This window comes from Formosa sejongensis, assembly GCF_033447105.1.
GTDB lineage: Bacteria > Bacteroidota > Bacteroidia > Flavobacteriales > Flavobacteriaceae > Formosa.
Map to the genome: position 1 here is coordinate 1 of NZ_JAWQUN010000028.1, position 25,684 is coordinate 25,684.

The following is a 25,684-nucleotide window of genomic DNA, read 5'->3' on the forward strand; positions in this document are numbered from 1 at the left end:
TGATTGACGAGAAACTCAGGAAGTATGAGTTTTAGTAATTCTAGGTAATTATCCAATTTGAGTTTTTTTTACAAAAATCGCGATCTTATTTCAATTCACACACACAACTTTTGTGCTTGATCCAAAATAATCTTATTTATAACGTTAATGGTAGTAGGGTCTGTAACAGCCCAAATATTAGATCCAGTAAAATGGACTACATCTGTAACGAAAATTTCTGATACCGAATATGAATTGGTTGCTACAGCAACAATAGATCAGGGATGACATTTATATTCGCAATCCGTTCCAGAAGGCGGCCCTATTCCAACACGTTTTAGTTTTAAAGGCAATAAAGATTTTTTAAAAAAGGGTAACACTCAAGAAGGAGAAGGACATGTTATAGATGATCCTATTTTTGAAATGAAAATAAAATATTTCGATGGTCAAGCGGAATTTAAACAGCGTATAAAATTGAAAGGTACTGTTCCTATTACTGTTAATGGTACTGTAGAGTTTATGGTTTGCGACGATACTAGATGTTTGCCACCAAACGAAATAGATTTGGTGTTTGATATAAAATAGCCAACTTGCTATAATAATAAAAGTGTGAAACATAAAAAAACCTTCAACATACAATAATGTCGAAGGTTTTTTTTATATCAAGTTGTTTTACTCTGTAACTTTATCTACAACAAGTTTGTTTTCTCTATTTGCCAATTCCCAAGCGGTATAAAACACCAAACGGGTTCTGTTTTCTAATAAATCGTATTCAATTTTATCAGGTGTATCTGTTGGTTTGTGGTAATCGTCGTGGGTTCCGTTAAAATAGAAAATAACAGGGATGTTATTTTTTGCAAAGTTGTAATGATCCGAACGGTAATAAAAACGATTAGGATCGTTGTCTTCGTTAAAGGTGTAATCCAGTTCAATTTTACAACATGACTCGTTTACCTCTTCAGAAATTGTATGTAATTCAGTACTTAATTTATCACTTCCAATTAAATATAAATAATTTCTGTTTGTGCCTTCACGTTTAGGATCTATTCTACCAATCATATCAATATTTAAATCAACCATAGTTTGATTTAACGGAATAATAGGATCGTAATCGGCATAATAACTAGACCCTAATAATCCTTTTTCTTCACCAGTAACATGTAAAAGTAAAATAGAACGTCTAGGTCCTTGCCCGTTATTTTTTGCAGTTTTAAATGCTTCAGCAATTTCTAAAATAGCAACAGTTCCAGAACCATCATCGTCTGCACCATTATAAACTACACCATCTTTAATACCTTCGTGGTCTAAATGCGCAGAGATAACAATAACTTCGTCTGCTTTGTCTGTTCCTTTTATAAAGGCCGCAACGTTTTCAGAATTAAAATTATCGCTTACTTTTTTATACTCTAAATTGAAATCTGTTTTAATCGTTTCCTGAGTGTGTGTAGTTGCTATATTAGGTAAAATGGTTTGTGCTAAATTAGTATCGATTACGAAGTAGTATAATGTTTCTTCTTTAGCTTGCAAATTCATTCTTCCTTGAGATTTACCATAGCGATTTGCTGCCGTTTGGTAAATGTCTGGAGCATAGAATAAAATGGCTTTAGCACCTTTTTCTCTGGCTAAATCTCTTTTTAAAGCAAATTCTTGTCTGAAATTAGACCATTTACTTGCATCTGTTGTTCCCGAAATTGCATAAGTTCCATCTGCTTTTTTAGGTTCACCAGCTTTAAATAAAACAACTTTACCTGCGATGTCTAAATTGGTATAATCAGAATACGATTCGGTTTCAATACCATAACCAATATAAGTAATTTCGTTTGTTTTTATGTTTCCTGATTTGCTAGGAAGAATAGAAACGAAATCGGTAATTAGTTCAAAATTTTTGTCATTTATAGATAAACTTGCTTCTGGTGTTTTTAGAATTTCTAAAGGCACTTCTTGAAAATAATTACCATCTGTTTTAGCAGCTGGAATATCTAAATCTACATATTGTTTTTTTAAGAATTCTACAGCTTGTTTTTGTCCTGGCTGTCCTGTTTCTCGACCTTCAAATTCATCTGAAGCATAAACCATTAAATCTGTTTGTAATTCTTCAGCTGTAATAGTTTCAGCATAAAAATTAACATCATAAGATTTTTTTACTTCTGTTTCCACAGTCGTGGTTGTTGATTTTTTAGAACTTCCGCAACCAATAACAATAGCGGTTATGCTTGCAAGCAGAAAGGTTTTTTTCATAAAATAAAGAGATTAGTTTTTTAGGGTTACGATATTACAAAAATTGATTTAAAACATTTTAATAATCAATTTACTTTAACAAAATTTTACTTACAAAAATGTCATTTTTTATGAATCTGGATCAATGTCAGTATTAATTTCGGGACGGTTAGGCTGGTTTGCCAACTGCCATGCGGTTGCAAATACAAATTGCGCTCGTTTTTGAAGCATTTTAAAATTAATTTTATCTACAGTATCTGTAGCTTTATGGTAATCTGCATGCGTACCATTAAAATAGAAAATAACAGGGATGTTATGTTTCGCAAAGTTGTAATGATCTGATCTGTAATAAAACTGATTTTCATCGTCTAGAGCATTAAATGTATAGTCTAGTTCTAAATTGAAATAAGTATCATTTACTTTTTCAGATGTATAATGAAGGTCTTCACTTAAACGATCGGATCCTATTAAATAAACGTAATTAGGATTGTCTATATGTTTATCATCCACACGACCAATCATATCAATATTTAGATCGGCAATAGTGTTTTCTAAAGGAAAAATTGGATGTTCAGAATAAAAACGCGAACCGTATAATCCTATTTCTTCTCCCGTAATATGCAAGAATAAAACACTGCGTTTTGGCGGATACCCATTTAGTTCAGCTTTTTTAAAAGCTTGAGCAATTTCTAAAACGGCAACTGTTCCCGAACCATCATCGTCTGCACCATTATAAATTTCGCCATCAATAATTCCAACATGATCTAAATGCGCTGAAATAATGACAATTTCTTCAGGTTTTTCTGAACCTTCTATAAATGCTAAGACGTTTTCTGAATCACCTATGTTTTCCGGTAAATAGGAGGCAGGTATTTGCTGGAAATAAACCGTATCGTTAATTGGTGAAGAAATCTGTTCCTTTATATAATATTGTTTTAAATATTCTGCAGCTTTTTTCTGTCCTCTAGTTCCTGTTCTGCGACCTTCAAACTCATCTGATGCATAGATTTCTAAATGACCTTTTAATTCGCTAGTTGTAATTGTATTGGCGTATTGCCTTACCAAACTACTATCCAGGATAGAGATAGATTCTACAATATCTTCAGTTTCTGTGCTATCTTTTGTCTTTGCGCAAGATGCAATCATAAAAAAAGTAGCAAGGATGAATAAAAATGTTAAAGGTTTTGATTTACTATTATAAGAGTGAACATTCATTTGAAAACTTATTTTTTATAATTCTGTTTTAGAAGTGATTGTGTCTATTTTGTGTTCTCGTAACCCTCTTATAGAATCTTCTTTGAATTCCAATAATTCAAGTTCATAGTCGTCAAGCTCTTCTTCAATAATACGTTTTTTTACTTTTACTTCTTTGGTCGTTTCAGGTTCAGTTTCTGAAGTCATAAAAGCCAATTTGTATCCAACAAGTAAAATTGCTAAAACACTTAATACTATGGCAAGTTGTGCTGTTTTATTCTGTTTTAATTGATTTTTAGATATTTTCATCCCAAAATATCCTAAGATCAATGCAATACATGCCGGTATAAGGGCATATAAAAATACAGTAAGAGATCCTAAAATGATTGCTAAAACAGACAGTGTTAATGCTAATAGCACAACTAATTTTCTCATATATTATTTTTTAAGCTGAAGTGATTTTGAATTGTGTCTCAAAAATACGATGTTTTTTAAATTAAGTCTAACTATACCGTGAAGTTTAGAATGAATAAAGCCCTTTTTTTAATAAAAAAAAGGGCTTTATATATAATCTATTCTAATTAGGTAACTGTGTTATTTCCATCCACCACCAAGGGCTGCATATAAATCTACAACATTTAATAGTTGTTGAAGTTTACTTTCAACCACACTAAGTTCTGCATTTAAAGCAGCAGCTCTTGCTGTTAATAAATCTAAATATGTACCGTAACCATAATTTAATAATTCTTCAGAATTTGTTTCGGCTTTTCTAAGTGCTACAACTTCATTTTCTCTAAACGTAATTTTTCGATTTTCTGCATCGTATTTATACAATGTATTAGAGACTTCACCTCCAGCAACAAGTAATGTCTTTTCGAAATTTAAAAGGGCTTGCTCTTGTTGTGCTATAGACACTTCGTGTTGCGTTCTAATATTTCGTTTGTTTAAAATGGGTTGAGCTAAACCACCAATAATGTTTGCAAAAATAGAGTTCGCACTAATCCAATCTTTTAAATCTAAACTTTGAAATCCTCCAGACGCTGTAATCGTTAACGATGGGTAAAACTGACTTTTAGCTACGTTTGTTAATTCGAAAGCATTTCTTAAACCAAATTCAGCAGCCATAACATCTGGTCTGTTTCGTAATAATAACGATGGCACCCCCGTTTTCATATCAGTATCTAATTTCTGATTGTCTAATTCTGTTCTTGCTATAGGGCTTCCAGGTTTTCCTAAAAGGAGATTAAACGTGTTTTCTGTAACGAAAATAGCGGTTTGTATATCTACTCGTAATGCGCTGGCACTATTAAACTGTGCAATACTTTGGTCTACCGCAACTTGATTTACCTGTCCAGCATTTTTTAATGCGGTTATGGTCTCTACACTTTTTTCACGCGTTGTTATCGATAAATTTGTGACTTCTAGTTGCGCATCTAAAGCTAATAACTGATAATAGACTGTTGCAATACTCGCAACTAATCTAGTTTTTACAGCTTTATGTGCCGCAACAGATTGTAAATAACTGGCATCTGAAGCACGTTTAGCACTTCTAATTTTTCCCCAAATATCGGCTTCCCAAGATAAGTTTGCCGCTAATTCGTACTGGTCTAATGAACCATTAAATAAAGCACCAAACTGACTATTGTTAGATAATTCTTGATGCGTTGCAGTTGCCCCTATACCTAAAGTTGGATAATAACCTGCTTTGCCTTGTTTTGCATAAGATTCGGCAATAGACATTTGCTGTATGGCCATTCTTATGTCGATGTTATTTTGCAGACCTTCTTCAATATATTGATTTAAATAGGTATCTGTAAATAACGTTTTCCAAGATACATCTGCCATAGAAATAGTATCTGTTGGCAGATTATCTGTACGGTATAAATCCGGTGTATCTTTAAACTGAGGTTGTTCATAATCTTTAGCAACAAAACAACTTTGTAATGTTACCATAGCAAAAAGCATGATTGCAATTTTACTGAGTACTTTGTGTTTTATAATTGATATCATACGATTATTCTTCAATGTTTTGTTCGATTACTACTGGCTTACTAGATACTTTTTCTTGTAACCATTGGAATAAAATAAATAATATAGGGATAACAAATACTCCTAATAAAGTACCTATAAGCATACCTCCAGCAGCACCTGTTCCAATAGATCTGTTTCCTTCTGCACCAACACCTTTAGCTAAAACTAGAGGCATTAATCCTAAAATGAAAGCAAAAGAAGTCATTAGAATAGGGCGCAAACGTGACTTCGCTCCATTAATAGCAGCACTTACAATATCTTCACCGTTTTTCCGTCGTTGTAGCGCAAATTCTACAATAAGTATGGCATTCTTGGCGAGTAACCCAATAAGCATTATGAGGGCAATTTGAAAATAGATGTTGTTCTCAAGACCAAATAATTTAGTACTAATATAGGCTCCAAAAACTCCAAAAGGTATTGATAGTACAACAGCAAATGGTAACAAATAACTTTCGTACTGTGCACTTAATAAGAAGTACACAAATAGAATACTTAATGCAAAAATAAATGTAGTTTGGTTACCTGCATTCACCTCTTCACGTGTTAAACCAGAATACGCAATAGAATAATTACTAGGTAATTTTGCTGCTTCCGCTTCTATAATTCGAATGGCATCACCAGTACTAAAACCATCGTTTGTAGCTCCTGTAATTGCTGTAGAATTGAATAAGTTAAATCTGGTAACAGATTGTGGACCATAAACTCGTTTTAAACTCACAAACTGAGTAATTGGAGCCATTTCGCCAGAATCAGTTCTTACATACATACTGTTTAAAGCATTCTCATCGGCTCTGTCTTCTGGTAATGCTTGGATATATACTCTAAATTGTTTTCCGAAACGCGAGAAATCTGAAGCATAAATACCACCAATATAACCTTGTAAAGTAGAGAAGATACTATTAATAGGGACTCCTTTTTCTTTAGCTAATGGCACATTAACTTCCATTTCGTATTGTGGATACTTGGTGTTAAACGAAGATTGGGCATATTTAATTTCAGGATGCTGCATTAATGACGCTGCAAACTCCTGATTCATTTTATCTAAGTCTGTAAACTCACCTCCGAATTTATCTAGTAAATTAACTTCAAATCCAGCAGAGTTACCAAAACCACGAATACTTGGTGGAGAAAAGAATATAATATTTGCTTCTGGAATGGCAGCTGCTAATCCGAATAATTTTCCCGTAATAGCATTAGAAGACAGTGATTCGTCTTCACGTTCATCCCAATTCTCTAGCTTAATAATTCCAAAACCGTAGTTACTACCGGCACCACTAATTAAACTACGTCCTTTAATAAAGTTTACACCTGCAATACCTTCTATACCACTTATTCTATCGTATAAATCTCTTGATACAGCATCTGTTCTATCTAAAGAAGAACCAGCTGGTAACTCTATGTTCGCAAAAATAATTCCTCTATCTTCATTAGGTACAAATCCAGTAGGCGTTGTTTTCGCTGCCCAAAAAATTCCAATTACAGCTAAAACTAAAAGTAAAACTGGGACCCATTTTTTTCTGTATAAAAAGTGAAGTGATTTCCCATAACGTTCTACTGTAGCATTAAACCCACGGTTAAAAAGTGTGTAAAAACGTTTTAATGGACTTTTTCCTTTTAGTTCTTCATCGTCTTTATGTGTTTTTAATAATAACGCACACAAGGCAGGACTTAAGGTTAATGCATTTACTGCAGAAATTAAGATGGCAATAATTAATGTCACACCAAATTGCTCGTAGAATACACCTGTTGGTCCTGTAACGAAGGTTACTGGTATAAATACAGCTGCCATAACTAAGGTTATCGAAATAATGGCTCCCGATATTTCGTTCATTGCAACTAGTGTAGCCGTTTTTGGGTTTTTTTCTCCTTCATCCATTTTTGCATGGACGGCCTCAACAACTACAATGGCATCATCTACAACAATACCAATGGCGAGTACAAGCGCGAATAGCGTTAATAGGTTTATAGAATATCCGAAGACATTCAAGAAAAAGAATGTACCAATAATCGATACCGGAACCGCTATGGCAGGGATTAATGTAGAACGGAAATCTTGTAAAAAGATAAATACAACTAAGAATACAAGTAAAAAGGCTTCTAATAAAGTATGGACTACTTTTTCTATCGATGCATTTAAGAATAAACTCGTATCATAAGGAACAAAAATCTTTAATCCATCTGGTAAATCTTTTTCAACCGTACCTAATGTGATTTTTATATTTTCAATAATCTCTTGTGCATTTGATCCTTTTGTTTGGAAAATCCCCATAAATACAGCAGGGTTTCCTAAACTCATGGCGTTAGAAGAGTACGACTGTGCGTCTAATTCTATTTCTGCTACATCGTTTAATCTTAGAAATTCACCATTTCCTAAAGCTTTAATTACAATATCACCGTATTGTTTTACTTCTTTAAAACGTCCGCTATAAGTTAAAACGTAAGAAAATGCTTCTCCGCTATTTTGACCTAAAGCACCCGCTGCAGCTTCTAAGTTTTGTTCTTTTAATACCGCAGTAATATCTGTTGGAATTAAATTGTAGGCTGCTAATTTTTCTGGTTTTAACCAGATACGCATGGCATAATCTTGTTGAGAGAAAACACTAACATCTCCAACACCGCTAATACGTTGCATAGCAGGAATAACATTTATTTTTAAGTAGTTCTGAATAAATGTAGCATCGTAATCGTCATTCTCCGAATACATTGAAATAAACATCAATGCACTGGTTTCTTGCTTTTGTGTGGTCACACCCGTAGCAACAACTTCTGCAGGTAATAATGGATTTGCTCTAGACACACGATTTTGAACGTTTACAGCCGCAATATCGGCATCCATTTCCTGATCAAAATAAACTGTGATTTCGGCAGTACCGGTGTTTGAAGCCGTTGAAGTAATGTACGTCATGCCTTCAACACCGTTAATTTGTTCCTCAATAGGAATAATAACACTCTCTAATACTGTTTCTGCATTGGCTCCTGGATATGATGCCGTAACCTTAATGGTTGGTGGTGCAATATCCGGATATTCCTCTACGGGTAAACTGGTTATACTGATTACCCCAAGGATAACTATGATAATAGAAATTACCGTTGAAAGAACGGGTCTTTCAATAAATGTTTTTAACATGTTTTATGAATTTCTAGTTTTTAAATAATACTACTATTGGCTTAGTAACCTCGTTAAAAGGGACATCTTGTGGTGTAATAACCATATCGTTTCTTACTTTTCCAATACCCGATGCAATAATTTTATCGTTGGCATCTAATCCAGATTCTAAAACATATAAACCGTCTATGGAAGCTTTAACTTTAATAATGGTGTTTACTGTTTTATTATCTTCTCCAACTTTAAAAAGCATAATATTTCCTTGTTGCTCGTAAGTCGCTTTTTGTGGCACTACAATAGCTTCTTCGTATATTGTAGGGATTTGAATTGTGCCACTACTACCATTTGTAATTAACTGATTTGGGTTGTTAAAAACAGCTCTAAGACTTACTGTTCCTGTATTTTGGTTAATTTGACCGGAACTTGTTTGAATTTTTCCTTTTTCAGAATACATACTTCCATTTGCTAATATTAAGTTTACATCTGGGTAGTTAGATAATTTCTCTTCTAAATTTTTTCCTTTAGCATTTTGTAGAAAATCTAAATACTGAGTTTCATTTAAACTAAAAAAAGCATAGACTTTACTAATATCGCTTACAGTAGTTAAAGGTGTAGGGTCGCTAGGACTAATTAATGCACCTTCTCTAAAATTAATAGCACCAACATAACCATCTACTGGGCTTTTAATTGTTGCATAACTTATGTTCGCGTTTACGCTACTGTAGTTCGCATTTGCTTGTGCTAAATTAGCTTTTGCAGTTTCTAATTGTACAGCACTAATAATACCTTTCTCTACTAAGGGGATTAATTTATCAACTTCAACTTGAGCCACATTAACACGGGCTTTTGCAGCTCCAGCATCTTGACTTAAAGATTGCGTTTCTAATTTAAAAAGCACTTGACCTTTTTTTACAGGCTCACCTTCATCTATCAATACTTTTTGAATATAGCCGCTAACCTTAGCTCTAACTTGGCTACTTACTATACCATTAATACTTGTTGGGAAATTTTCGTAAGCAGTAACAGTTTTGTTTTGTAAAACAGTAACCGGAAAAGTAGGAGCTTGTTGTGGCTGCTGCGGTTGTTCGGCTTTATTTTCGCCACAACTTATAAAAGTTATTGCTATTAGGGCAAGCGAAATTATAGTGTAATGTCTTTTTTTCATTTGATTTTCGGAATTTATAATGCTATTAATTTGACTGATTGTTAATTATTTTTTCTTTTAGAACGGTAACTAAATTCATGGTCTCATCTAAAAAAGTGATATAATTATTATGAAATTCTAAATTGAATTTTTCTGCATCATCAGCAGTTACATCATTCATTTTCTCTTTGTAAGATTTCATTTCTAAATGCAATTCTTTTTCAGAGTTCCACGAGTTAATTATATTGTCCATATGTGTTAGAATATGACATTGGCTAATAATATAATATTTCTTTCTGTCGCCTTGTTTTGTGAAGTATTCTAATTGTTTTAAATCTACTAAATGATTTAAATGCGTGGAAATTGTGCTTTTACTGGCGCATAAATTTATCACTAAATCATCGAAAGTAACTCCCGATTTCCCTGTTAAAACTACATAAGAAATAATACGAGAAGCAACTGGAGCCAACTTGTTATTATTTTCTATAATAACACCAAGTTTTTCTACAAGTCTATGTTTTTCCTCTAGAAGGTGTTTGTTCATATTTAATATATTTACAGCAAAGGTAAGGTTGGTTCGGTAATTTCCGAACTAACAAGTGGTTAATAAAATGTTAAAAGTAAAATATTCATTTTTTGACACTGTTTTTTGAGTTTTTATTAAAAGGAAAGTCTGTTTTTTAATGTATTGGAGGTGTTTTTTTATGGTCCTGAAATTGATTGTCTAGTATTTATGCTAAAAATGTATTGTGCAATATAAATGAGAAAGGACATGCGCTTGTTTTAAAATATATAAAGCTTAATAAGAAAAGTAATTCATAAATTATTGAAATTAATTGGTGTATAATTTAATACGTGTTCCTTACAATTTTTATACTTTTAAGCTTTGTATTTTTTTATATATAAAGTCAGTAATTAATAATTAGTAAAACATAATGGCAAAAGCATCAATTACCAAATCAGGATTCGGAATAACTCCAAAAGGACAAGAAGTAGATCTTTACACGCTTAAAAATGCAAACGGGATGCAAGTCGATGTGATTACGTTTGGAGGAATTATAACAACTTTAAAAGTTCCCAACAAAGAAAATATGTTCGAGAATGTGGTTTTAGGTTACGATACTTTTGAGCCTTACTTAACAAATCCTACGTTTTTTGGTGCTATAATTGGGCGTTACGGAAACCGTATTGCGAATGGAAAATTTACATTGAATGGAACAGATTATAATTTAGCCAAAAACAATGGTCCGAATAATTTACACGGTGGTAATAAAGGGTTTGATAAAGCTATTTGGAGCGCAGAACCTATAGATGGCGCAGAAACAGTAGCTCTAAAATTAACCTATTTAAGTACGGATATGGAAGAAGGATTTCCTGGGAATTTAAAGACTACAGTTGTGTATACTCTAACTGCAGATAATGCTTTAGAGGTTTATTACCAAGCGACAACAGATAAAATTACGATTGTAAACTTAACACAACATTCATATTTTAATTTGTCAGGCGATTTTTCTAAAACGATTTTAAAGGAGGAGGTTATGATTGATGCAGATCGTTATATACCTACCGATGAAACAGCAATTCCAACAGGAGAATTAGCATCGGTATCAGGTACGCCTTTCGATTTTACTTCAGCAAAAACTGTAGAAAAGGATATCAATGCAGACCATATTCAAATTAAAAATGGCTCAGGTTTCGATCATTGTTGGGTGTTAAATAATCAAAATAAAGGTGTTCGTTTAGTGGCAACGGTTCATGATAAATCTAATGGTAGATTCTTAGAAGTAGCAACAGACGAACCAGGAATTCAGTTTTATACAGCAAATTTTTTAGAGACACCTTTTGCTCCCCGAACAGCATTATGTTTAGAAACACAACATTATCCAGATTCACCAAATAGAGCAGAATTTCCAACTACAATTTTAAAGCCCGGAGAAACTTATAAATCGCAAACTAATTTTAAATTTTCAATAAAATAAATCAATAAAATTAAGTCTTTAATACATTTCATACCATGATTTTTAGGCCTTTTTTTGAAAGCATTCTACTTAAGAATAAAATTGAATTTGCTTTGTAATACTTATCTTTAAAATCTTATTTGTAAGTTATGGTTGAAGCATTAAAGCAACATTATGGGTATTTATTTGAAGAAGAGTTACTTCAAGATATAAATCAGAGTGGTCTTTTTAAAGAAGTTCCCGAAGGATTTATACTAATGGATATTGGTCAAACCATTACGCATATGCCACTTTTAATGAGTGGAGCACTTAAGATTTTAAGGGAAGACGAAAAGGGAGATGAATTGCTATTGTATTTTATAGAACAAGGAGATACGTGTACCATGAGTATTTCGTGTTGCATGGGGAATTCTAAAAGTGAAATTCGAGCTATTGCCGAAACTCCTGCGACGCTAATTATGGTTCCTGTAGAGAAAATGGGAGAGTGGATGAGTAAATATAAAAGTTGGCAAAATTTTATTCTTCAAAGTTATCATGAACGGACTCTAGAATTATTAGAGTCTATAGATTCCATTGCTTTTTTAAAAATGGACGAACGGCTATTAAAATACTTAAAAGATAAAGCAATGGTAAATCATAATGAAATGATTTTGGTAACACACCAAGATATTGCACAAGATTTGCATACATCGAGAGTCGTAATTTCTAGATTGCTTAAAAAACTAGAAAACGATGGCCTTTTAAAACTGTACCGTAATCAAATTCACTTGTTAGATTTGTAATATTTAAAGACATCTTAAGTATTGTGTTTTTTAGTTCTTAATAGTTAATTAAAACATATGTTCGTCTAATTTTAGTTTGCTATAAATCAATTTCGTTAGTCTATTTTGTAAAACACATTGTAACCTATGTTACTTCCAGAACTTAGGTTAAAGAGTACATTTGTTTAAAGTTTACACATGGACATTTCACAACTCATAGGTTTTATAGGCGCATTAATTGTCGGTTTGGTTTTGGGTCTCACCGGTGGTGGAGGTTCTATTTTAACCGTTCCTATTTTGGTGTATTTATTAATGCTAAATCCAGTAACGGCAACGGCGTATTCTTTGTTTATTGTAGGTGTTTCATCCAGTTTTGGTGCGTATACTAATTTTAAAAAGGAATTAGTCGATTTAAAAATAGCAGCCGTGTTTGCAATACCAGCCTTTACCATGGTATATATCACGCGGAGATTTATAATTCCTGCAATACCAGACTCTATTTTTGAAATAGCAAGCTTTGTTGTCACAAAAGACATGTTTATAATGGTCATGTTTGCAGTCATGATGTTGGTTGCTTCGGTAACTATGTTAAAGCCTAAAAAAGATGATTTTGAAGACCATTCGCCAAGAAAATTAAGTAATCTTTTAATTTTTAATCAAGCTATCGTTATTGGTTTTTTTACCGGAATAGTTGGTGCTGGTGGCGGATTTATTATTATTCCTGCTTTAATTATATTAGGGAATTTGTCCATGAAAAAAGCAGTAGGGACGTCTTTATTTATAATCGCAATTAACTCCTTAATTGGATTTATTGGAGATATAGGGAATATACAAATCGATTGGGTGTTTTTATTAAGTTTTACATCAATAGCAGTCGTAGGTATTTTTTTAGGAAGTTATTTGTCGAATTATATTCCTGGAGAAAAACTTAAAAAAGGATTTGGTTGGTTTGTATTAGCTATGGGGATTTATATTATAATTAAAGAACTAATTATGTAATATAGAATGCCAAAAATTATTAAAAACAGAAGTATTTTAAATAGAATAAACAGATTATGAAAGTAGATCAAATATATACAGGTTGTTTAGCGCAAGGTGCTTATTATATAGAAAGTAAAGGTGAAGTTGCAATTATCGACCCGTTGCGTGAGGTAGAACCTTATATCACTCGTGCAGAAAAGGAAGGATCAAAGATTAAATATATTTTTGAAACGCATTTTCATGCAGATTTTGTTAGCGGACATGTTACATTATCTGAATTAACGGGTGCTCCAATCGTGTTTGGCCCAACTGCAAACCCTTCTTTTGATGCTATAATTTCTGAAGATGGTCAGGAATTTAAGTTGGGAGATGTTGTTATAAAAGTGTTACATACACCTGGTCATACTATGGAAAGTGCTACGTTTTTGTTGAAAGATGAAAATGGAAAAGATTATGCTATTTTTAGTGGTGATACGTTGTTTTTAGGAGATGTTGGTCGTCCGGATTTAGCTCAAAAATCAGATATTACACAAGATGATTTAGCGGGATATTTATTCGATAGTTTACGTACTAAAATTATGCCTTTAGCTAACGATGTTATTGTATATCCTGGTCATGGTGCTGGTTCTGCTTGCGGGAAGAATATGATGAAGGAAACGGTTGATTCTTTAGGAAATCAGAAAAAGATGAATTATGCTTTACGTGAAGATATGACCAAAGCAGAATTTATTAAAGAAGTTACGAATGGATTAGCACCGCCACCGTCTTATTTTCCTCTGAATGTAAAAATGAATAAAGAAGGTTACGATAATATTGAAACTGTAATTGAGAAAGGAACAAAAGCCTTAGATCCTGATGCTTTTGAAACCCTTGCAAATACTATTGAAGCTTTAGTTTTAGATGTACGCCATCACAATGATTTTATAAAAGGACATATTCCACGATCAATTTTTATTGGTTTAGACGGCGGATTTGCGCCATGGGTAGGTGCATTAATTAAAGATGTGAAACAGCCTATTTTATTGGTAACAGACCCTGGAATGGAAGAAGAAGCAGTTATCCGTTTATCTCGTGTGGGGTTCGATAATACTTTAGGGTTCTTAAAAGGTGGTTTCGACGCTTGGAAAGGAGCAGGGAAGGAATATGATTCTATTTCTTCTATTTCAGCAGATACTTTTAAAAGCCGTTTAGAATCAGATAAATTACATGTTTTTGATGTCCGTAAAGACTCGGAGTTTGCTTCAGAACATATTGAGAATGCTAAAAACGTGTCATTAGAATTTATAAATGATTATCTATCAGAAATTCCAAAAGAAGCCCCTTTTTATGTGCATTGTGCAGGTGGATACCGTTCGATAATTGCAGCTTCAATTTTAAAAAGTCGTGGATTTCATAATTTAATAGATGTTGCAGGAGGTATTAAATCCATAAGAGAAGCTGGAATTCCTTTAACAGATTTTGTCTGTCCTTCAACTTTAAAGAAATAATTCCTTTAACTATGAATTGGACTTCAGAAAAAACAACAATTCAACACTACTTATTTTTCTAAAATATGTTTTAAATCACCGAGTCACCCTGAGCTTGTTTCAGGGTGATATCTTAGTGGATCCAAAAGTTAATGTATTGCCAAATTGTGTTTTGAACATCTAACTTCATTCATTAATAATTTAAATCCGATAGCTTCAATATTAACTAAAGGTTAAATAAATATTAAACAATAACATGGTAATTGATTAAAAGTCATACTTTTGCAATCGCAAATTTTAATACATTTTGACAAATGAGTCGGTTTTCAGAATTAATAAAACAAGATAAACCTGTATTGGTAGATTTTTTCGCCGAATGGTGTGGGCCTTGCAAAGCGATGGCTCCGATTTTAAAAGACGTAAAAGATAGTCTTGGTGATTCGGTTTCAATACTAAAAATAGATGTCGATAAGAATCAAGAGTTAGCCTCGCAATTGAATGTAAAAGGCGTGCCTACTTTAATTCTTTATAAGTCGGGAAAACAAATATGGAGACAATCTGGAGTGGTTCAAAAATCGGAATTACTTCAAATTATAAAACGTGATAGTTAAACCTTAGGGTTACTTATCTAGTGTTGATTAATAGCGATAAAAGCATCCTTCCCGGGGTGCTTTTTGATTTTACAAAATTGATTTCTAAACCGATTTAAAGTTTTTTTAAAGTTGTAATATTTTATTTATCTGATAACTAATATTGTAATGAAGATGAATTAATTGGATAAATCGTACTGTTTACGTGACTTTTGTTAACATTTTTTTAGAATTCAGATTCGACTTTCTTCTCAATTTTGAGTACATTTGGAGATTAACACAGACTAGTTTTTAAAAAGTGAATTTGTTTAATCAGAAAAAAAATAAAGCGTTTAATTATAAACCTAAACTTCGAGAAGAAGCGGTTAAACCTTCTAACGAAATGTCTTCTAAATGGGACGAGCTTAAACAAACGCGAAAGCATCAAGGTAAAAAAGGCATCCGTTTAACGGGGTGGCTTGTAATTTTTATTTTGGTGATAGTTTTATGGTATGTTTTAAATAATTATGAATTGTAGCAAGTAACATGGGGATTTTTAAAACCAGAACAAATAAAAAATTTACGTACACGTCCAGACATTTTAAAAATGATGGCGAAGGGAGTCCGTACGAAATGAAACATAAATTCGACGAGTATAGAAAAACGGTTGGTCCATCCGGTGGTATAAAATCTAAATTCCAAAATGCATTTGAAGAATTAAAAGAAACACCTGACCGTTCTGCTAACCGACGTATTATAATTATTATTGCTATTCTTATTCTTGTTTTTCTGTTTATTATAGAATTCGATTTATCCATATTCCTTCCAAATAAATAATGGCAGATATTATTCAACTTTTACCAGACCATGTTGCCAATCAAATAGCAGCGGGCGAGGTAGTGCAACGGCCAGCTTCCGTAGTTAAAGAATTATTAGAAAATGCAATTGATGCCCAAGCAGGAACCATAAAATTATTGGTTAAAGATGCCGGTAAAACATTAGTACAAGTTATAGACGATGGCTTAGGAATGAGTGTTACAGATGCGCGTTTGAGTTTTGAGCGTCATGCTACTTCAAAAATTCGTTCTGCCGAAGATTTATTCCAACTCAATACAAAAGGTTTTCGTGGAGAAGCTTTAGCTAGTATTGCTGCGATTGCACATGTAGAATTAAAAACAAAACAAGCTGATGAAGAAGTTGGTACAACAATAACTATTGAAGGTAGCGAGATTGTAAACCAAGATGTGGTAGTTACGCCAACAGGAACATCGATTGCTGTAAAACATTTGTTTTTTAATATTCCAGCACGCCGTAATTTTTTAAAATCGAATACGGTTGAAATACGTCATATTATTGATGAGTTTCAGCGTGTAGCCTTGGCTCATCCCAGTATTTGTTTTGTCATGTATCATAACGGATTGGAAGTTTTTAATTTACCACAAAGTAATTACAGACAACGTATTGTAAATATTTTTGGACCTAAAACCAATGAGAAATTAGTACCTGTAAATGAGGATACTGATGTCTTGAAAATTTCTGGTTTTGTTGGAAAACCTGAATATGCTAAGAAATCTAGAGGAGAACAATTCTTTTTTGTGAATCATAGATTTATAAAAAGTGCCTATTTAAATCATGCGATAACAGCCGCTTTTGAAGGACTTATAAAAGATGGTACCCATGCGAGTTATTTCTTGAATTTAGAAGTGAATCCGCAAACCATCGATATTAATATTCATCCTACAAAAACCGAGATCAAGTTTGACGATGAGCATACGTTATACGCCATTTTAAGGGCATCTGTAAAACATAGTTTAGGACAATTTAATATTGCACCTGTTTTAGATTTTGAACGTGATGCGAATTTAGATACACCTTACGATTATTCAAATAAATCTGCAAGTACACCGACTATTGAAGTAGACCGGTCTTTCAATCCGTTTAATGCCGAAAAACCTGTAGCGCCTTCAAGATCATTTTCATCATCTTATTCTGGACGCAAAGACCCATCAACAGCGGGTTGGGAAAGTTTATATGTTGGAATGGAGTCGAAAGGCACAAAATCGAAAAATGATTTTAGTGAAATCCAATTCGAAAGTGTAGAAAGCACTGCGTCTCTGTTTGATGATTCACAGATGTCTTCAAAGCAATCTTCGTATCAACTTCAAAATAAATATGTATTAAGCGCCATTAAATCGGGGATGTTAGTTATCGACCAACATCGTGCGCACCAACGTATTCTTTATGAAGATTTTCTAAAGTATATAACAGGAAAAGATACGGTGAGTCAGCAGTTATTATTTCCGCTGCAAATTCAATTGTCAAAACAAGAACATGATATTGTTTTGAATTTAAAAAGTGATTTAGAATACGCTGGTTTTGTGTTTCAGAATTTCGAAGATCATATGGTAGAAATAATTGGTCTGCCAATTAATGTTCCAGAAAGCGAAGTAAGTATTATATTAGAGCAATTAATTAGCGATGTGGAACACGAGGTGCCGGATGCAAATTTTAGTGCAGCCGATTTATTAGCAAAATCTTTAGCGAAAAGTTTAGCAATTAAATCTGGGCAATCGCTTGCTCAAGCAGAACAAGATCATTTGGTAAATAGTCTATTTGCTTGTAAAGATCCCAACGTTTCGCCTACTAATAAACCTACATTTATCACCATGACGGTTGATGAGTTAGATAAAAAATTTATGTAATTTCATAGAAATAAAGATATTATGAGTAGAATTACCGATATAGTTAAACACCTTATAATCATAAATGTTATTATGTTTATTGGGACCCAGTTTGTAGGTGGTGGCACCTTGTTTTATGATTGGTTTGCATTGCATTTCCCTAAGAATGAAGCTTTCCAACCTTGGCAAATATTCACACATATGTTTATGCACGGAGGCCTTATGCATATCGCATTTAATATGTTAGCGCTTTGGATGTTTGGTTCTCCTGTAGAACAACAATTTGGAGGGAAGAAGTTTTTATTCTTCTATCTGTCTTCTGGTTTAGGAGCCGCGCTCTTAATGTTGGGATACTATTATTATCAGTATTCCTCTGGAATGTCTGCTTTAACAGGAGCAGGTTTTACGCAAGCAGAAACGTTGGAGACTTTACGTTCCGGGTATGCGATGTACGACACACGCTGGTCTCAAGTTTTAGACCCCGAACAATTAGGACAATTTGTAAGTGTTTTTAATGGTACTATGGTGGGTGCTTCTGGAGCCATAATGGGGGTATTAGTCGCTTTCGGGATGTTATACCCAGAGTCTAAATTGATGCTTATATTTTTACCAATTCCTATAAAAGCGAAGTATTTTATTCCTGGAATTATTGCTTTAGATTTAATTTCGGCTGTTACTGGACAATCATTCTTTAGTCCGAGTAACACGGCATATGTTGCCCATATTGGAGGAGCTTTAACCGGTTTCTTAATTATGTGGTATTGGAAGAAAACACAATTCAATAAAAACCGTTGGGACTAATATATGAACACACTTAATAACGATATTAAAGAAAAATTAACGCATTTAAATGTTCTAGAAAAGATAATAGCTGTAAACGTTGTTGTCTTTTTTGTTGGATTTATTTTACAAGCGTTAACGTCTTCATTACCCCAGCATTCTAGTTTAAAATGGTTAGAATTATCAAGCCATTTATCTGAACTATTAGTGACGCCTTGGACGTTTATAACTTATGCTTTTGTGCATTACGATTTTATTCATATGCTATTTAATATGATTTGGTTGTATTTTATTGGGCAATGGTTTCTAAATGTGTTCAATAAAAAACTGGCGATAAACATTTATTTTTTAGGAGCTATTGCTGGTGCTCTAGTTTTTATATTAGGCTATAATGTATTGCCAAATGTCTTTAATACAGGAAGCAGATTAGTTGGTGCTTCGGCAGCTATACGTGCACTTTTAATTTTTATGTGTGCCTATATGCCACAAATGGATTTACGTTTTTTTACGTTCAATATTAAATTATGGATTGTTGGTGCTGCCATAGTTGCGATGGATGTTATAGGTTTATTCGGGACAAATTCAGGTGGGAATTTAGCACATATTGGAGGCGCTGCATTAGGATACTTTTATGCCATTCAGTATAAAAAAGGAAATGATATAGGTAAAGGTTTCGAGTCTTTGATTGATCAAATTACAGGCTGGTTTTCTAAATCCAAAAAATCACCACTTAAAACCGTTCATAAACGTAACAAGAAAGATATGGCTGGGTTTAAGAAAGAAGAATTTGATGCGTTTACCAATCAAAAACGTATCGATGTTATCTTAGATAAAATTAGTAAAAGTGGTTATGACAGTTTGACTAAAGAAGAAAAAGCATTTCTTTTTAAAGCCGGAAAATAAGTATGAGTAAGTTAAGTGTTATTGATAAATTTATCTTTTTCATCAATTCGATTTTAGCCACCTTGTTGCTACTATCTTATATTTTACCCCTTTTTCCGCCTAAGATTTTTGCCCTTTTATCTGTTTTAAGTCTTACCGTGCCTCTGCTAATAGCAGTGAATGCATTATTCGCTTTATATTGGTTATTAAAGCTAAAACGCCAAATGTTATTATCTATTATAATTTTGGTAATTGGTTATTTTTATTTGGGTTCGTTGTATAATTTTTCAAGTGATTCAGATAGTGACAGTGTTAGTGAAGACAATCTTTCCATTATGAGTTATAATGTAAGATTATTTAATATTTACAATTGGATTCCGAATACAGATACGGGTTTAGAAATTTCGAAATTTGCAAAAACGGAATACCCTGATATTTTAAGTTTACAAGAATATCATCCAAATAATAAAAGTGCAGATTTTTCATTTTATAAATATAAATACATTCAATTAGCTGGAGAAAAAAAACAATTCGGGCAAGCTATATATTCTAAATTTCCAATAATTGCGAAAGGTTCGGTTACATTTCCTAATACGCCAAATAATGCTATTTATGCTGATATTGTAAAAGGAAAAGATACCATTCGTGTTTATAATATTCACCTGCAATCTCTGAAAATTAACCCAGAAGTTGAAGCCCTAAAAAAGCAAGATTCCGAACGTTTACTGAAGAGTATAGGAAAGTCTTTTGCTATGCAGCAGTCGCAAACTGAGTTGTTTTTAGAGCATAAAAATAGTTGTCCGTATAAAATGATTATTACTGGCGATTTAAATAATACGGCTAGTTCTTATGTATATCGCATGATTAAAGGTGATTTAAATGATACGTTTAGAGAAGCAGGACATGGTTTTGGAAAGACCTTTAATTTTAAGTTTTTCCCTGTGCGAATTGATTTCATTTTTACAGACGAAGAAATGCAAATAACCGGATTTAAAACCTTTACCGAAGTGTATTCTGATCACTATCCCATCATGGCCAATATCACTTTACATTAAGCTACAATCTACAGTGTCTGCTATAATATGAATAACTAAACCCAAGCCTATAAGTCGTGTTTTCTTCGGAAATAAAAGCAAGATGTAAAAAGCAATAGCCCAATAGGAGTGAAGCGGATGAAAGTTTATACTACAACGTCCTGGGCTGAAAATAGGGGTTGCAAAAAGATGATCCACATCAATCAGCATACCACAAATCATGATTAAGTAGGCGTATTTCCATTGTGGTTTATAAAACCATAACGCAATAGCCAGAGGTACTAAAAAGTGAATTCCATAATGTATAAACGATTGTAACATTACAGCGAAAGATCTTGATTTTCTAGATACTCTAAAGCATTTGGACCTTCATTAAATAATAAATCTAAAACGCTTAAATTGTTTATAAATCCATGTTTATCATCGAATACTTGTGTGTATTTTTCATTTTGAAAATTCACAAAAGATTGTGGGTTTACCAACGACCTTAAATCAGAAGCCTCACTAATTTCATGCTTAAATTCTTCAGTTTTTTGAATTGATTTTTCCAATTGAAGGCATTCAGAAATGACGTCGAAACACTTCAAATTAAAATCTAAAATGTAATCTGCTTTCATTTCAAAAAGCGGACGTAAATCATCTTCGTAATATTCAAAAAATGGTGATGTTTTATATGCTGAAAGTAAAGATTTCCAATGTAAACTTTGCCAGTTTTCGGTATTTGAAATTTTTACATCACGATATTTCTGACGATTCTTTTGCGTATAAATTACAGGGATATTTAGTAATAATTTCCCGTTTGCAGCATATATATATGTACGCGTTCTATAAGTTTGTTTGGCAAAATTATCATCCATTTCAAATGTTACAACATCAGATTGCGCAATGGCAGCCATATGTGCAACATTTGGAAAATATGTAGGATGTAAAACGCTATTAAAACTCATAAAACGTTTATGCTTTAGCTTTTTTACGTTTTCTATAGGCGTTGAAACCAAATAATCCTGCGATTAAAATTAGCGCTGGTATTAGGTAAGATACTGGTTTTCCTGATCCACCAACAGTGGTAAAGAAACGGTCCCAACGCGGTTTCCCGTATTGATCCCAACTCATCCAAATAAATACAGGCTTTCCAACAACATGATCGAAAGGTACAAATCCCCAGGCTCTAGCATCTTGCGAGTTATGTCTGTTATCTCCCATCATCCAATAATAATCTTGTTTAAAGGTGTATGTGTCTGTAGCTTCTCCATTTATAAAAATCTGATTGCCTTTAACTTGTAATGTATTCCCTTCGTATTCAGTTAAAACACGTTTGTAAAGCGGTAACATATCTACATTTAAGTCAATTGTTGCACCTGCTTCTGGAATATATAATGGTCCGAAGAAATCGTTATTCCAATCGTAATTAGGGTTGTGAGGGAAAATTCTAGAATCTCTAACTCCTTTTTCTTCTTTAATTGGTGTTATACTTTCTACGTTTGGATGATTTTTAAATTCGGCTGCAGCTTCATCTGTAATCGACATAAACATATACGTATTTTTGTCGTTTATGATACCAAAACGGTCGGTAATTCCGTATCTGTCTGCTAATTCTTTAGCATTAAATTGATGTGTTTTAGGTTGTACCAAGTAGCTAAATTGAAGTTTAGCACGGTCTGGTAATTCATTTTGTACACCATCAATAAAGACATAGCCATCTATTATTTCAATAGTATCACCAGGCAAACCAACACAACGTTTTACGTAATTCGATTTCTTATCGATTGGTTTCCAATAACTACGGTCTGGATTTTTAAAGAATGCCTGAACAGTATCTACAGGCCAGTTAAACACAACGATATCGTTACGTTTTATTTTCTGAAAACCAGGGAATCTTAAATACGGTAAAAGTGTTTTATTTTTTAATGAGTTGGCTTTTGTTTCAACATTATCATCGGCTACATATGATTTTAATTTGGTCTTCGGAATAGAATCGTGAACCATTGGTAACGCTAAAGTTGTTTGTGGTAATCGTGGTCCGTAATTTAATTTACTTACAAATAAGAAATCACCAATTAGTAATGTTTTCTCTAGAGAAGACGTCGGAATAGTAAATGGTTGAATAATGTATGTATGAACAATAGTTGCAGCAACAACGGCAAATAATATTGAACTAATCCAATCGCCAGCGCTAGTTCTGGGCTCTAAACTACGGTCTTTTTTATACTCTACTTCTGCCACATAGTTTAAGTAATAGTTATAAAAACCAAGTGAAAATATTGCTAATAGAGTATCTGTAGTCGAGTTTTTACCGAAACTTCTAGCTGTCTCCACCCATATTACAGGGAACATGATTAGGTTAACAATTGGTAAAAATAAAAGGATAGTCCACCACCAAGGTCTGTTTATAATTTTCATTAAAATCACAGCATTGTAAACCGGGATAAAAGCTTCCCAAGCTTGTCTACCTGCTTTTACATAAAGTTTCCAAGTTCCTAATCCGTGAAGTACTTGGATAATTATAAAAAAAATGAACCACTGAGTTAAAGTCATAATCTACTTTTATTGCTAACTGTCTTACCGACAATAATTAATCTGAATATTTGTATAAATAAAGGTTGGAATGTAACAGAATTTTAAGCTATTAACCAATATTTAACACATCTTTCATGCTATACACGCCTGTTTTTCCTAATAACCACTCTGCAGCAACAACAGCACCTAAGGCAAAACCTTCTCTATTATGTGCTTTGTGCTCTATAGTAATTGAATCTACATTACTTTCGTAAGTTACAACGTGTGTTCCAGGAACTTCTGGGATACGTTTTGCAACGATAGGAATTGTATTTGTTTCTGGAGTATTTAACGCCCATTTTTCGTAGCTTTTATGCTCCGTAATAATATCGTTTGCTAAAGAAATTGCTGTTCCGCTAGGTTCATCTAGTTTTTGTATATGATGAGTTTCTTCCATAGAAATATTATACTGGTCTAGGTTACTCATCATTTTTGCTAGTGTTTTATTCAATTCAAAAAAGATATTTACACCTAAGCTAAAGTTTGAAGCGTAAATAAATCCGCCTTTTTTCTCTGCACATAAAGCAGTTACTTTATCGTAATCTTGTAACCAACCTGTAGTTCCAGAAATGACAGGAACACCATTATTAAAACAATTTGAAATATTTCCTACAGCAGCATTGGGCATACTAAAATCGATAGCAATATCTGCTTTTGTAATATCGTATTCAGGCGCTTCGATACTTGCTCTAATTACTATTTCATGGCCACGTTTAAGGGCAATTTGTTCTATGGTTTTACCCATTTTACCGTATCCTAGTAATGCGATTTTCATGTTTTAAAATTTAAAGTTAAGGGAAAGTCCGAGATTTGTGGTGCTTTCAATCTGGTTGTAATTAAAATGTGGTGCTAGCGATAAATTATCATCTATATTAAATTGTAATAAATGCGCGTCTACGTTGGCATCAACAATGTTTAATACATATAAACCAAATGTGATAAGCAGAGACATTTCCATATTTTGGCGTAATTGCTCTTGTGCGTTTATTAAACCATCGTCGGATATGCGGCCGTAATATTGATCGTCAGTAAAACCGGCCAATCTACTTTTATATGCATCTCGATAGCTATTGTAAGCCTTATTATTATCGACATAAAAATAAATTCCTGTACCTAATGCGGCATATACGATAGGAATTTTCCAATATTTTCTATTGTAAGCCTGACCTAAACCAGGAAGGATTGCAGAATAAAATGCAGCACGAGCAGGTGCCAAAGGATCTATGAAGCGGGATTCTATTTCGGGATTTGTAATCGCTAAAGAATCCTTTAATTTTCTCCGCATTTCTTTTTTAGAAACAACTTTACTAGTGTCCACCACTAAGGTGTCTCCAGTTTTTATGTTGTCTGCAGCGGGTTCTTTACTGTCTTCCTGCGCAAGGCTATTTAAACAGAAAAAAAATGAGAAAAGAGTAGTTATAAAAAATTTACTTTGCACTCTGTACAAGTTTTTTTATGCGATTAAAATCTTCTTCAGATTGAAAGGGAATAGTGATTTTTCCTTTGCCATTTTTTGCAACTTTAATATCAATTTTTTGTCCGAAGTATTCGGAAAAATCTTGAATACTTTTCTTAACAAATACAGGCGTTTCTACTTCTGGTTTAGTAGTAGATTTAGGATCTTCCAATTCATTAGTTTCGTTATAATTACGAACCAAAGTTTCAGTATCTCTAACCGATAATTTATGTTTTAAAATACGTGTGTAAATGTCTAACTGTATGTTCTGGTCTTCAATATTAATAATTGCGCGTCCGTGACCCATAGAAATAAATCCGTCACGCATTCCTGTTTGAATAATCGGATCTAATTTTAAAAGGCGTAAATAATTTGCAATTGTAGAACGTTTTTTACCAACACGATCGCTCATTTGCTCTTGTGTCAGGTTAATTTCATCAATTAAACGTTGGTATGATAAGGCGATTTCTATAGGATCTAAATCTTGACGTTGAATATTTTCAACCAAGGCCATTTCTAAAGATTCCTGATCGTTTGCAATTCGAATATAAGCTGGAATTGTTTTTAATCCTAAAGTTTCAGAAGCTCTAAAACGACGTTCTCCAGAGACTAATTGATAGGTGTTGAAATTTAATTTTCTAACAGTAATAGGCTGAATTACACCTAATTCTTTAATAGAAGATGCTAATTCGCGAAGTGATTCCTCGTTAAAATTTGTACGGGGCTGAAACGGATTCATTTCAATAGTACTTAATTCTAACTCAACAATATTACCTATAACTTTATCCGCATTTTTATCTTGAACCGAATTAATATCGTTTGCTGGGTCTCGTAATAATGCAGATAATCCTCTTCCTAATGCTTGTTTCTTTAATGCCTTCGCCATAGT

The 25,684-nt window shown here is 33.1% G+C and carries 24 protein-coding genes and 1 pseudogene; 12 read left to right on the forward strand and 13 right to left on the reverse strand.

Annotation, left to right across the window (positions count from 1 at the left end):
- Window positions 1-279 precede the first annotated feature (279 nt).
- Window positions 280-564 (forward strand): annotated as a pseudogene (locus R6X41_RS17650) (protein-disulfide reductase DsbD domain-containing protein); the annotation flags it as partial.
- An 87-nt stretch (window positions 565-651) separates the two neighbouring features.
- Here the strand turns inward: R6X41_RS17650 and R6X41_RS17655 are convergent.
- From R6X41_RS17655 to R6X41_RS17685, 7 genes are all read right to left on the reverse strand, one after another.
- Complete coding sequence (locus R6X41_RS17655) at window positions 652-2,217, reverse strand: M28 family peptidase (protein WP_318501679.1); 1,566 nt, start codon at window positions 2,215-2,217, stop codon at window positions 652-654.
- 108 nt (window positions 2,218-2,325) lie between these two features.
- Entirely contained in the window at window positions 2,326-3,411 is a 1,086-nt protein-coding gene (locus tag R6X41_RS17660) for a M28 family metallopeptidase (RefSeq protein ID WP_318501680.1), read from the reverse strand.
- A gap of 15 nt (window positions 3,412-3,426) precedes the next feature.
- Window positions 3,427-3,825 carry a hypothetical protein gene (locus tag R6X41_RS17665; protein ID WP_318501681.1) on the reverse strand — a complete coding sequence of 133 codons (399 nt, stop codon included), beginning with the start codon at window positions 3,823-3,825 and terminating at the stop codon, window positions 3,427-3,429.
- Window positions 3,826-3,984: 159 nt separating this feature from the next.
- Window positions 3,985-5,400, reverse strand: coding sequence for a TolC family protein (locus R6X41_RS17670; protein ID WP_318501682.1), 1,416 nt, complete (start codon window positions 5,398-5,400; stop codon window positions 3,985-3,987).
- Between the two features lie 4 nt (window positions 5,401-5,404).
- A complete protein-coding gene (locus R6X41_RS17675) occupies window positions 5,405-8,548 on the reverse strand; it encodes an efflux RND transporter permease subunit (RefSeq protein WP_318501683.1) in 3,144 nt (1,047 codons plus the stop codon).
- A gap of 13 nt (window positions 8,549-8,561) precedes the next feature.
- Complete coding sequence (locus tag R6X41_RS17680) at window positions 8,562-9,692, reverse strand: efflux RND transporter periplasmic adaptor subunit (RefSeq protein ID WP_318501684.1); 1,131 nt, start codon at window positions 9,690-9,692, stop codon at window positions 8,562-8,564.
- Window positions 9,693-9,717: 25 nt separating this feature from the next.
- Window positions 9,718-10,215, reverse strand: a complete 498-nt coding sequence (locus R6X41_RS17685) for a GbsR/MarR family transcriptional regulator (RefSeq protein WP_318501685.1) — start codon at window positions 10,213-10,215, stop codon at window positions 9,718-9,720.
- A 391-nt stretch (window positions 10,216-10,606) separates the two neighbouring features.
- Between R6X41_RS17685 and R6X41_RS17690 the strand changes: the two genes are divergently transcribed.
- The 11 genes from R6X41_RS17690 (at window position 10,607) to R6X41_RS17740 (ending at window position 20,804) form a co-directional block, all read left to right on the forward strand.
- On the forward strand, window positions 10,607-11,650 hold the full coding sequence (locus R6X41_RS17690; protein ID WP_318501686.1) for an aldose epimerase family protein: 1,044 nt from the start codon (window positions 10,607-10,609) through the stop codon (window positions 11,648-11,650).
- Window positions 11,651-11,778: 128 nt separating this feature from the next.
- On the forward strand, window positions 11,779-12,411 hold the full coding sequence (locus R6X41_RS17695; protein ID WP_318501687.1) for a Crp/Fnr family transcriptional regulator: 633 nt from the start codon (window positions 11,779-11,781) through the stop codon (window positions 12,409-12,411).
- Window positions 12,412-12,588: 177 nt separating this feature from the next.
- Window positions 12,589-13,389, forward strand: coding sequence for a sulfite exporter TauE/SafE family protein (locus R6X41_RS17700; protein ID WP_318501688.1), 801 nt, complete (start codon window positions 12,589-12,591; stop codon window positions 13,387-13,389).
- 56 nt (window positions 13,390-13,445) lie between these two features.
- Entirely contained in the window at window positions 13,446-14,858 is a 1,413-nt protein-coding gene (locus R6X41_RS17705) for an MBL fold metallo-hydrolase (protein ID WP_318501689.1), read from the forward strand.
- Between the two features lie 293 nt (window positions 14,859-15,151).
- Window positions 15,152-15,448: a thioredoxin gene (gene trxA / locus R6X41_RS17710; RefSeq protein WP_318501690.1), complete on the forward strand. Its 297-nt coding sequence runs from the start codon at window positions 15,152-15,154 to the stop codon at window positions 15,446-15,448.
- 277 nt (window positions 15,449-15,725) lie between these two features.
- A complete protein-coding gene (locus R6X41_RS17715) occupies window positions 15,726-15,944 on the forward strand; it encodes a hypothetical protein (protein WP_318501691.1) in 219 nt (72 codons plus the stop codon).
- An 8-nt stretch (window positions 15,945-15,952) separates the two neighbouring features.
- Entirely contained in the window at window positions 15,953-16,243 is a 291-nt protein-coding gene (locus R6X41_RS17720; protein ID WP_318501692.1) for a riboflavin synthase subunit beta, read from the forward strand.
- Complete coding sequence (gene mutL / locus R6X41_RS17725) at window positions 16,243-18,108, forward strand: DNA mismatch repair endonuclease MutL (protein WP_318501693.1); 1,866 nt, start codon at window positions 16,243-16,245, stop codon at window positions 18,106-18,108. The genes R6X41_RS17720 and mutL overlap by 1 nt, the downstream gene beginning before the upstream one ends.
- A gap of 21 nt (window positions 18,109-18,129) precedes the next feature.
- The gene (locus R6X41_RS17730) at window positions 18,130-18,888 is read left to right on the forward strand and encodes a rhomboid family intramembrane serine protease (RefSeq protein WP_318501694.1); all 759 of its coding nucleotides are present in this window, start codon (window positions 18,130-18,132) and stop codon (window positions 18,886-18,888) included.
- A gap of 3 nt (window positions 18,889-18,891) precedes the next feature.
- Window positions 18,892-19,770, forward strand: a complete 879-nt coding sequence (locus R6X41_RS17735; protein ID WP_318501695.1) for a rhomboid family intramembrane serine protease — start codon at window positions 18,892-18,894, stop codon at window positions 19,768-19,770.
- A gap of 2 nt (window positions 19,771-19,772) precedes the next feature.
- Window positions 19,773-20,804 (forward strand): endonuclease/exonuclease/phosphatase family protein, encoded by a 1,032-nt coding sequence (locus R6X41_RS17740; protein ID WP_318501696.1) that lies wholly within the window; start codon window positions 19,773-19,775, stop codon window positions 20,802-20,804.
- Here the strand turns inward: R6X41_RS17740 and R6X41_RS17745 are convergent.
- From R6X41_RS17745 to R6X41_RS17770, 6 genes are all read right to left on the reverse strand, one after another.
- Entirely contained in the window at window positions 20,796-21,104 is a 309-nt protein-coding gene (locus R6X41_RS17745) for a DUF6122 family protein (RefSeq protein WP_318501697.1), read from the reverse strand. The two genes, R6X41_RS17740 and R6X41_RS17745, sit on opposite strands and share 9 nt — an antisense overlap.
- A complete protein-coding gene (locus R6X41_RS17750; RefSeq protein ID WP_318501698.1) occupies window positions 21,104-21,730 on the reverse strand; it encodes a WbqC family protein in 627 nt (208 codons plus the stop codon). Before R6X41_RS17750 ends, R6X41_RS17745 begins: the two co-directional genes overlap by 1 nt.
- 7 nt (window positions 21,731-21,737) lie before the next feature.
- Window positions 21,738-23,318, reverse strand: coding sequence for a signal peptidase I (lepB, locus tag R6X41_RS17755; RefSeq protein ID WP_318501699.1), 1,581 nt, complete (start codon window positions 23,316-23,318; stop codon window positions 21,738-21,740).
- 91 nt (window positions 23,319-23,409) lie between these two features.
- Complete coding sequence (dapB, locus tag R6X41_RS17760; protein ID WP_318501700.1) at window positions 23,410-24,114, reverse strand: 4-hydroxy-tetrahydrodipicolinate reductase; 705 nt, start codon at window positions 24,112-24,114, stop codon at window positions 23,410-23,412.
- A gap of 3 nt (window positions 24,115-24,117) precedes the next feature.
- On the reverse strand, window positions 24,118-24,777 hold the full coding sequence (locus R6X41_RS17765) for a DUF5683 domain-containing protein (RefSeq protein ID WP_318501701.1): 660 nt from the start codon (window positions 24,775-24,777) through the stop codon (window positions 24,118-24,120).
- Window positions 24,767-25,681, reverse strand: coding sequence for a ParB/RepB/Spo0J family partition protein (locus R6X41_RS17770; RefSeq protein ID WP_318501702.1), 915 nt, complete (start codon window positions 25,679-25,681; stop codon window positions 24,767-24,769). The genes R6X41_RS17765 and R6X41_RS17770 overlap by 11 nt, the downstream gene beginning before the upstream one ends.
- Window positions 25,682-25,684 lie beyond the last annotated feature (3 nt).

Coding starts and splice junctions, on each gene's coding strand:
- R6X41_RS17655 (WP_318501679.1), bottom strand. CDS start 2,217: ATGAAAAAAACCTTTCTGCTTGCAAGCATAACCGCTATTGTTATTGGT.
- R6X41_RS17660 (WP_318501680.1), bottom strand. CDS start 3,411: ATGAATGTTCACTCTTATAATAGTAAATCAAAACCTTTAACATTTTTA.
- R6X41_RS17665 (WP_318501681.1), bottom strand. CDS start 3,825: ATGAGAAAATTAGTTGTGCTATTAGCATTAACACTGTCTGTTTTAGCA.
- R6X41_RS17670 (WP_318501682.1), bottom strand. CDS start 5,400: ATGATATCAATTATAAAACACAAAGTACTCAGTAAAATTGCAATCATG.
- R6X41_RS17675 (WP_318501683.1), bottom strand. CDS start 8,548: ATGTTAAAAACATTTATTGAAAGACCCGTTCTTTCAACGGTAATTTCT.
- R6X41_RS17680 (WP_318501684.1), bottom strand. CDS start 9,692: ATGAAAAAAAGACATTACACTATAATTTCGCTTGCCCTAATAGCAATA.
- R6X41_RS17685 (WP_318501685.1), bottom strand. CDS start 10,215: ATGAACAAACACCTTCTAGAGGAAAAACATAGACTTGTAGAAAAACTT.
- R6X41_RS17690 (WP_318501686.1), top strand. CDS start 10,607: ATGGCAAAAGCATCAATTACCAAATCAGGATTCGGAATAACTCCAAAA.
- R6X41_RS17695 (WP_318501687.1), top strand. CDS start 11,779: ATGGTTGAAGCATTAAAGCAACATTATGGGTATTTATTTGAAGAAGAG.
- R6X41_RS17700 (WP_318501688.1), top strand. CDS start 12,589: ATGGACATTTCACAACTCATAGGTTTTATAGGCGCATTAATTGTCGGT.
- R6X41_RS17705 (WP_318501689.1), top strand. CDS start 13,446: ATGAAAGTAGATCAAATATATACAGGTTGTTTAGCGCAAGGTGCTTAT.
- trxA (WP_318501690.1), top strand. CDS start 15,152: ATGAGTCGGTTTTCAGAATTAATAAAACAAGATAAACCTGTATTGGTA.
- R6X41_RS17720 (WP_318501692.1), top strand. CDS start 15,953: ATGGGGATTTTTAAAACCAGAACAAATAAAAAATTTACGTACACGTCC.
- mutL (WP_318501693.1), top strand. CDS start 16,243: ATGGCAGATATTATTCAACTTTTACCAGACCATGTTGCCAATCAAATA.
- R6X41_RS17730 (WP_318501694.1), top strand. CDS start 18,130: ATGAGTAGAATTACCGATATAGTTAAACACCTTATAATCATAAATGTT.
- R6X41_RS17735 (WP_318501695.1), top strand. CDS start 18,892: ATGAACACACTTAATAACGATATTAAAGAAAAATTAACGCATTTAAAT.
- R6X41_RS17740 (WP_318501696.1), top strand. CDS start 19,773: ATGAGTAAGTTAAGTGTTATTGATAAATTTATCTTTTTCATCAATTCG.
- R6X41_RS17745 (WP_318501697.1), bottom strand. CDS start 21,104: ATGTTACAATCGTTTATACATTATGGAATTCACTTTTTAGTACCTCTG.
- R6X41_RS17750 (WP_318501698.1), bottom strand. CDS start 21,730: ATGAGTTTTAATAGCGTTTTACATCCTACATATTTTCCAAATGTTGCA.
- lepB (WP_318501699.1), bottom strand. CDS start 23,318: ATGACTTTAACTCAGTGGTTCATTTTTTTTATAATTATCCAAGTACTT.
- dapB (WP_318501700.1), bottom strand. CDS start 24,114: ATGAAAATCGCATTACTAGGATACGGTAAAATGGGTAAAACCATAGAA.
- R6X41_RS17770 (WP_318501702.1), bottom strand. CDS start 25,681: ATGGCGAAGGCATTAAAGAAACAAGCATTAGGAAGAGGATTATCTGCA.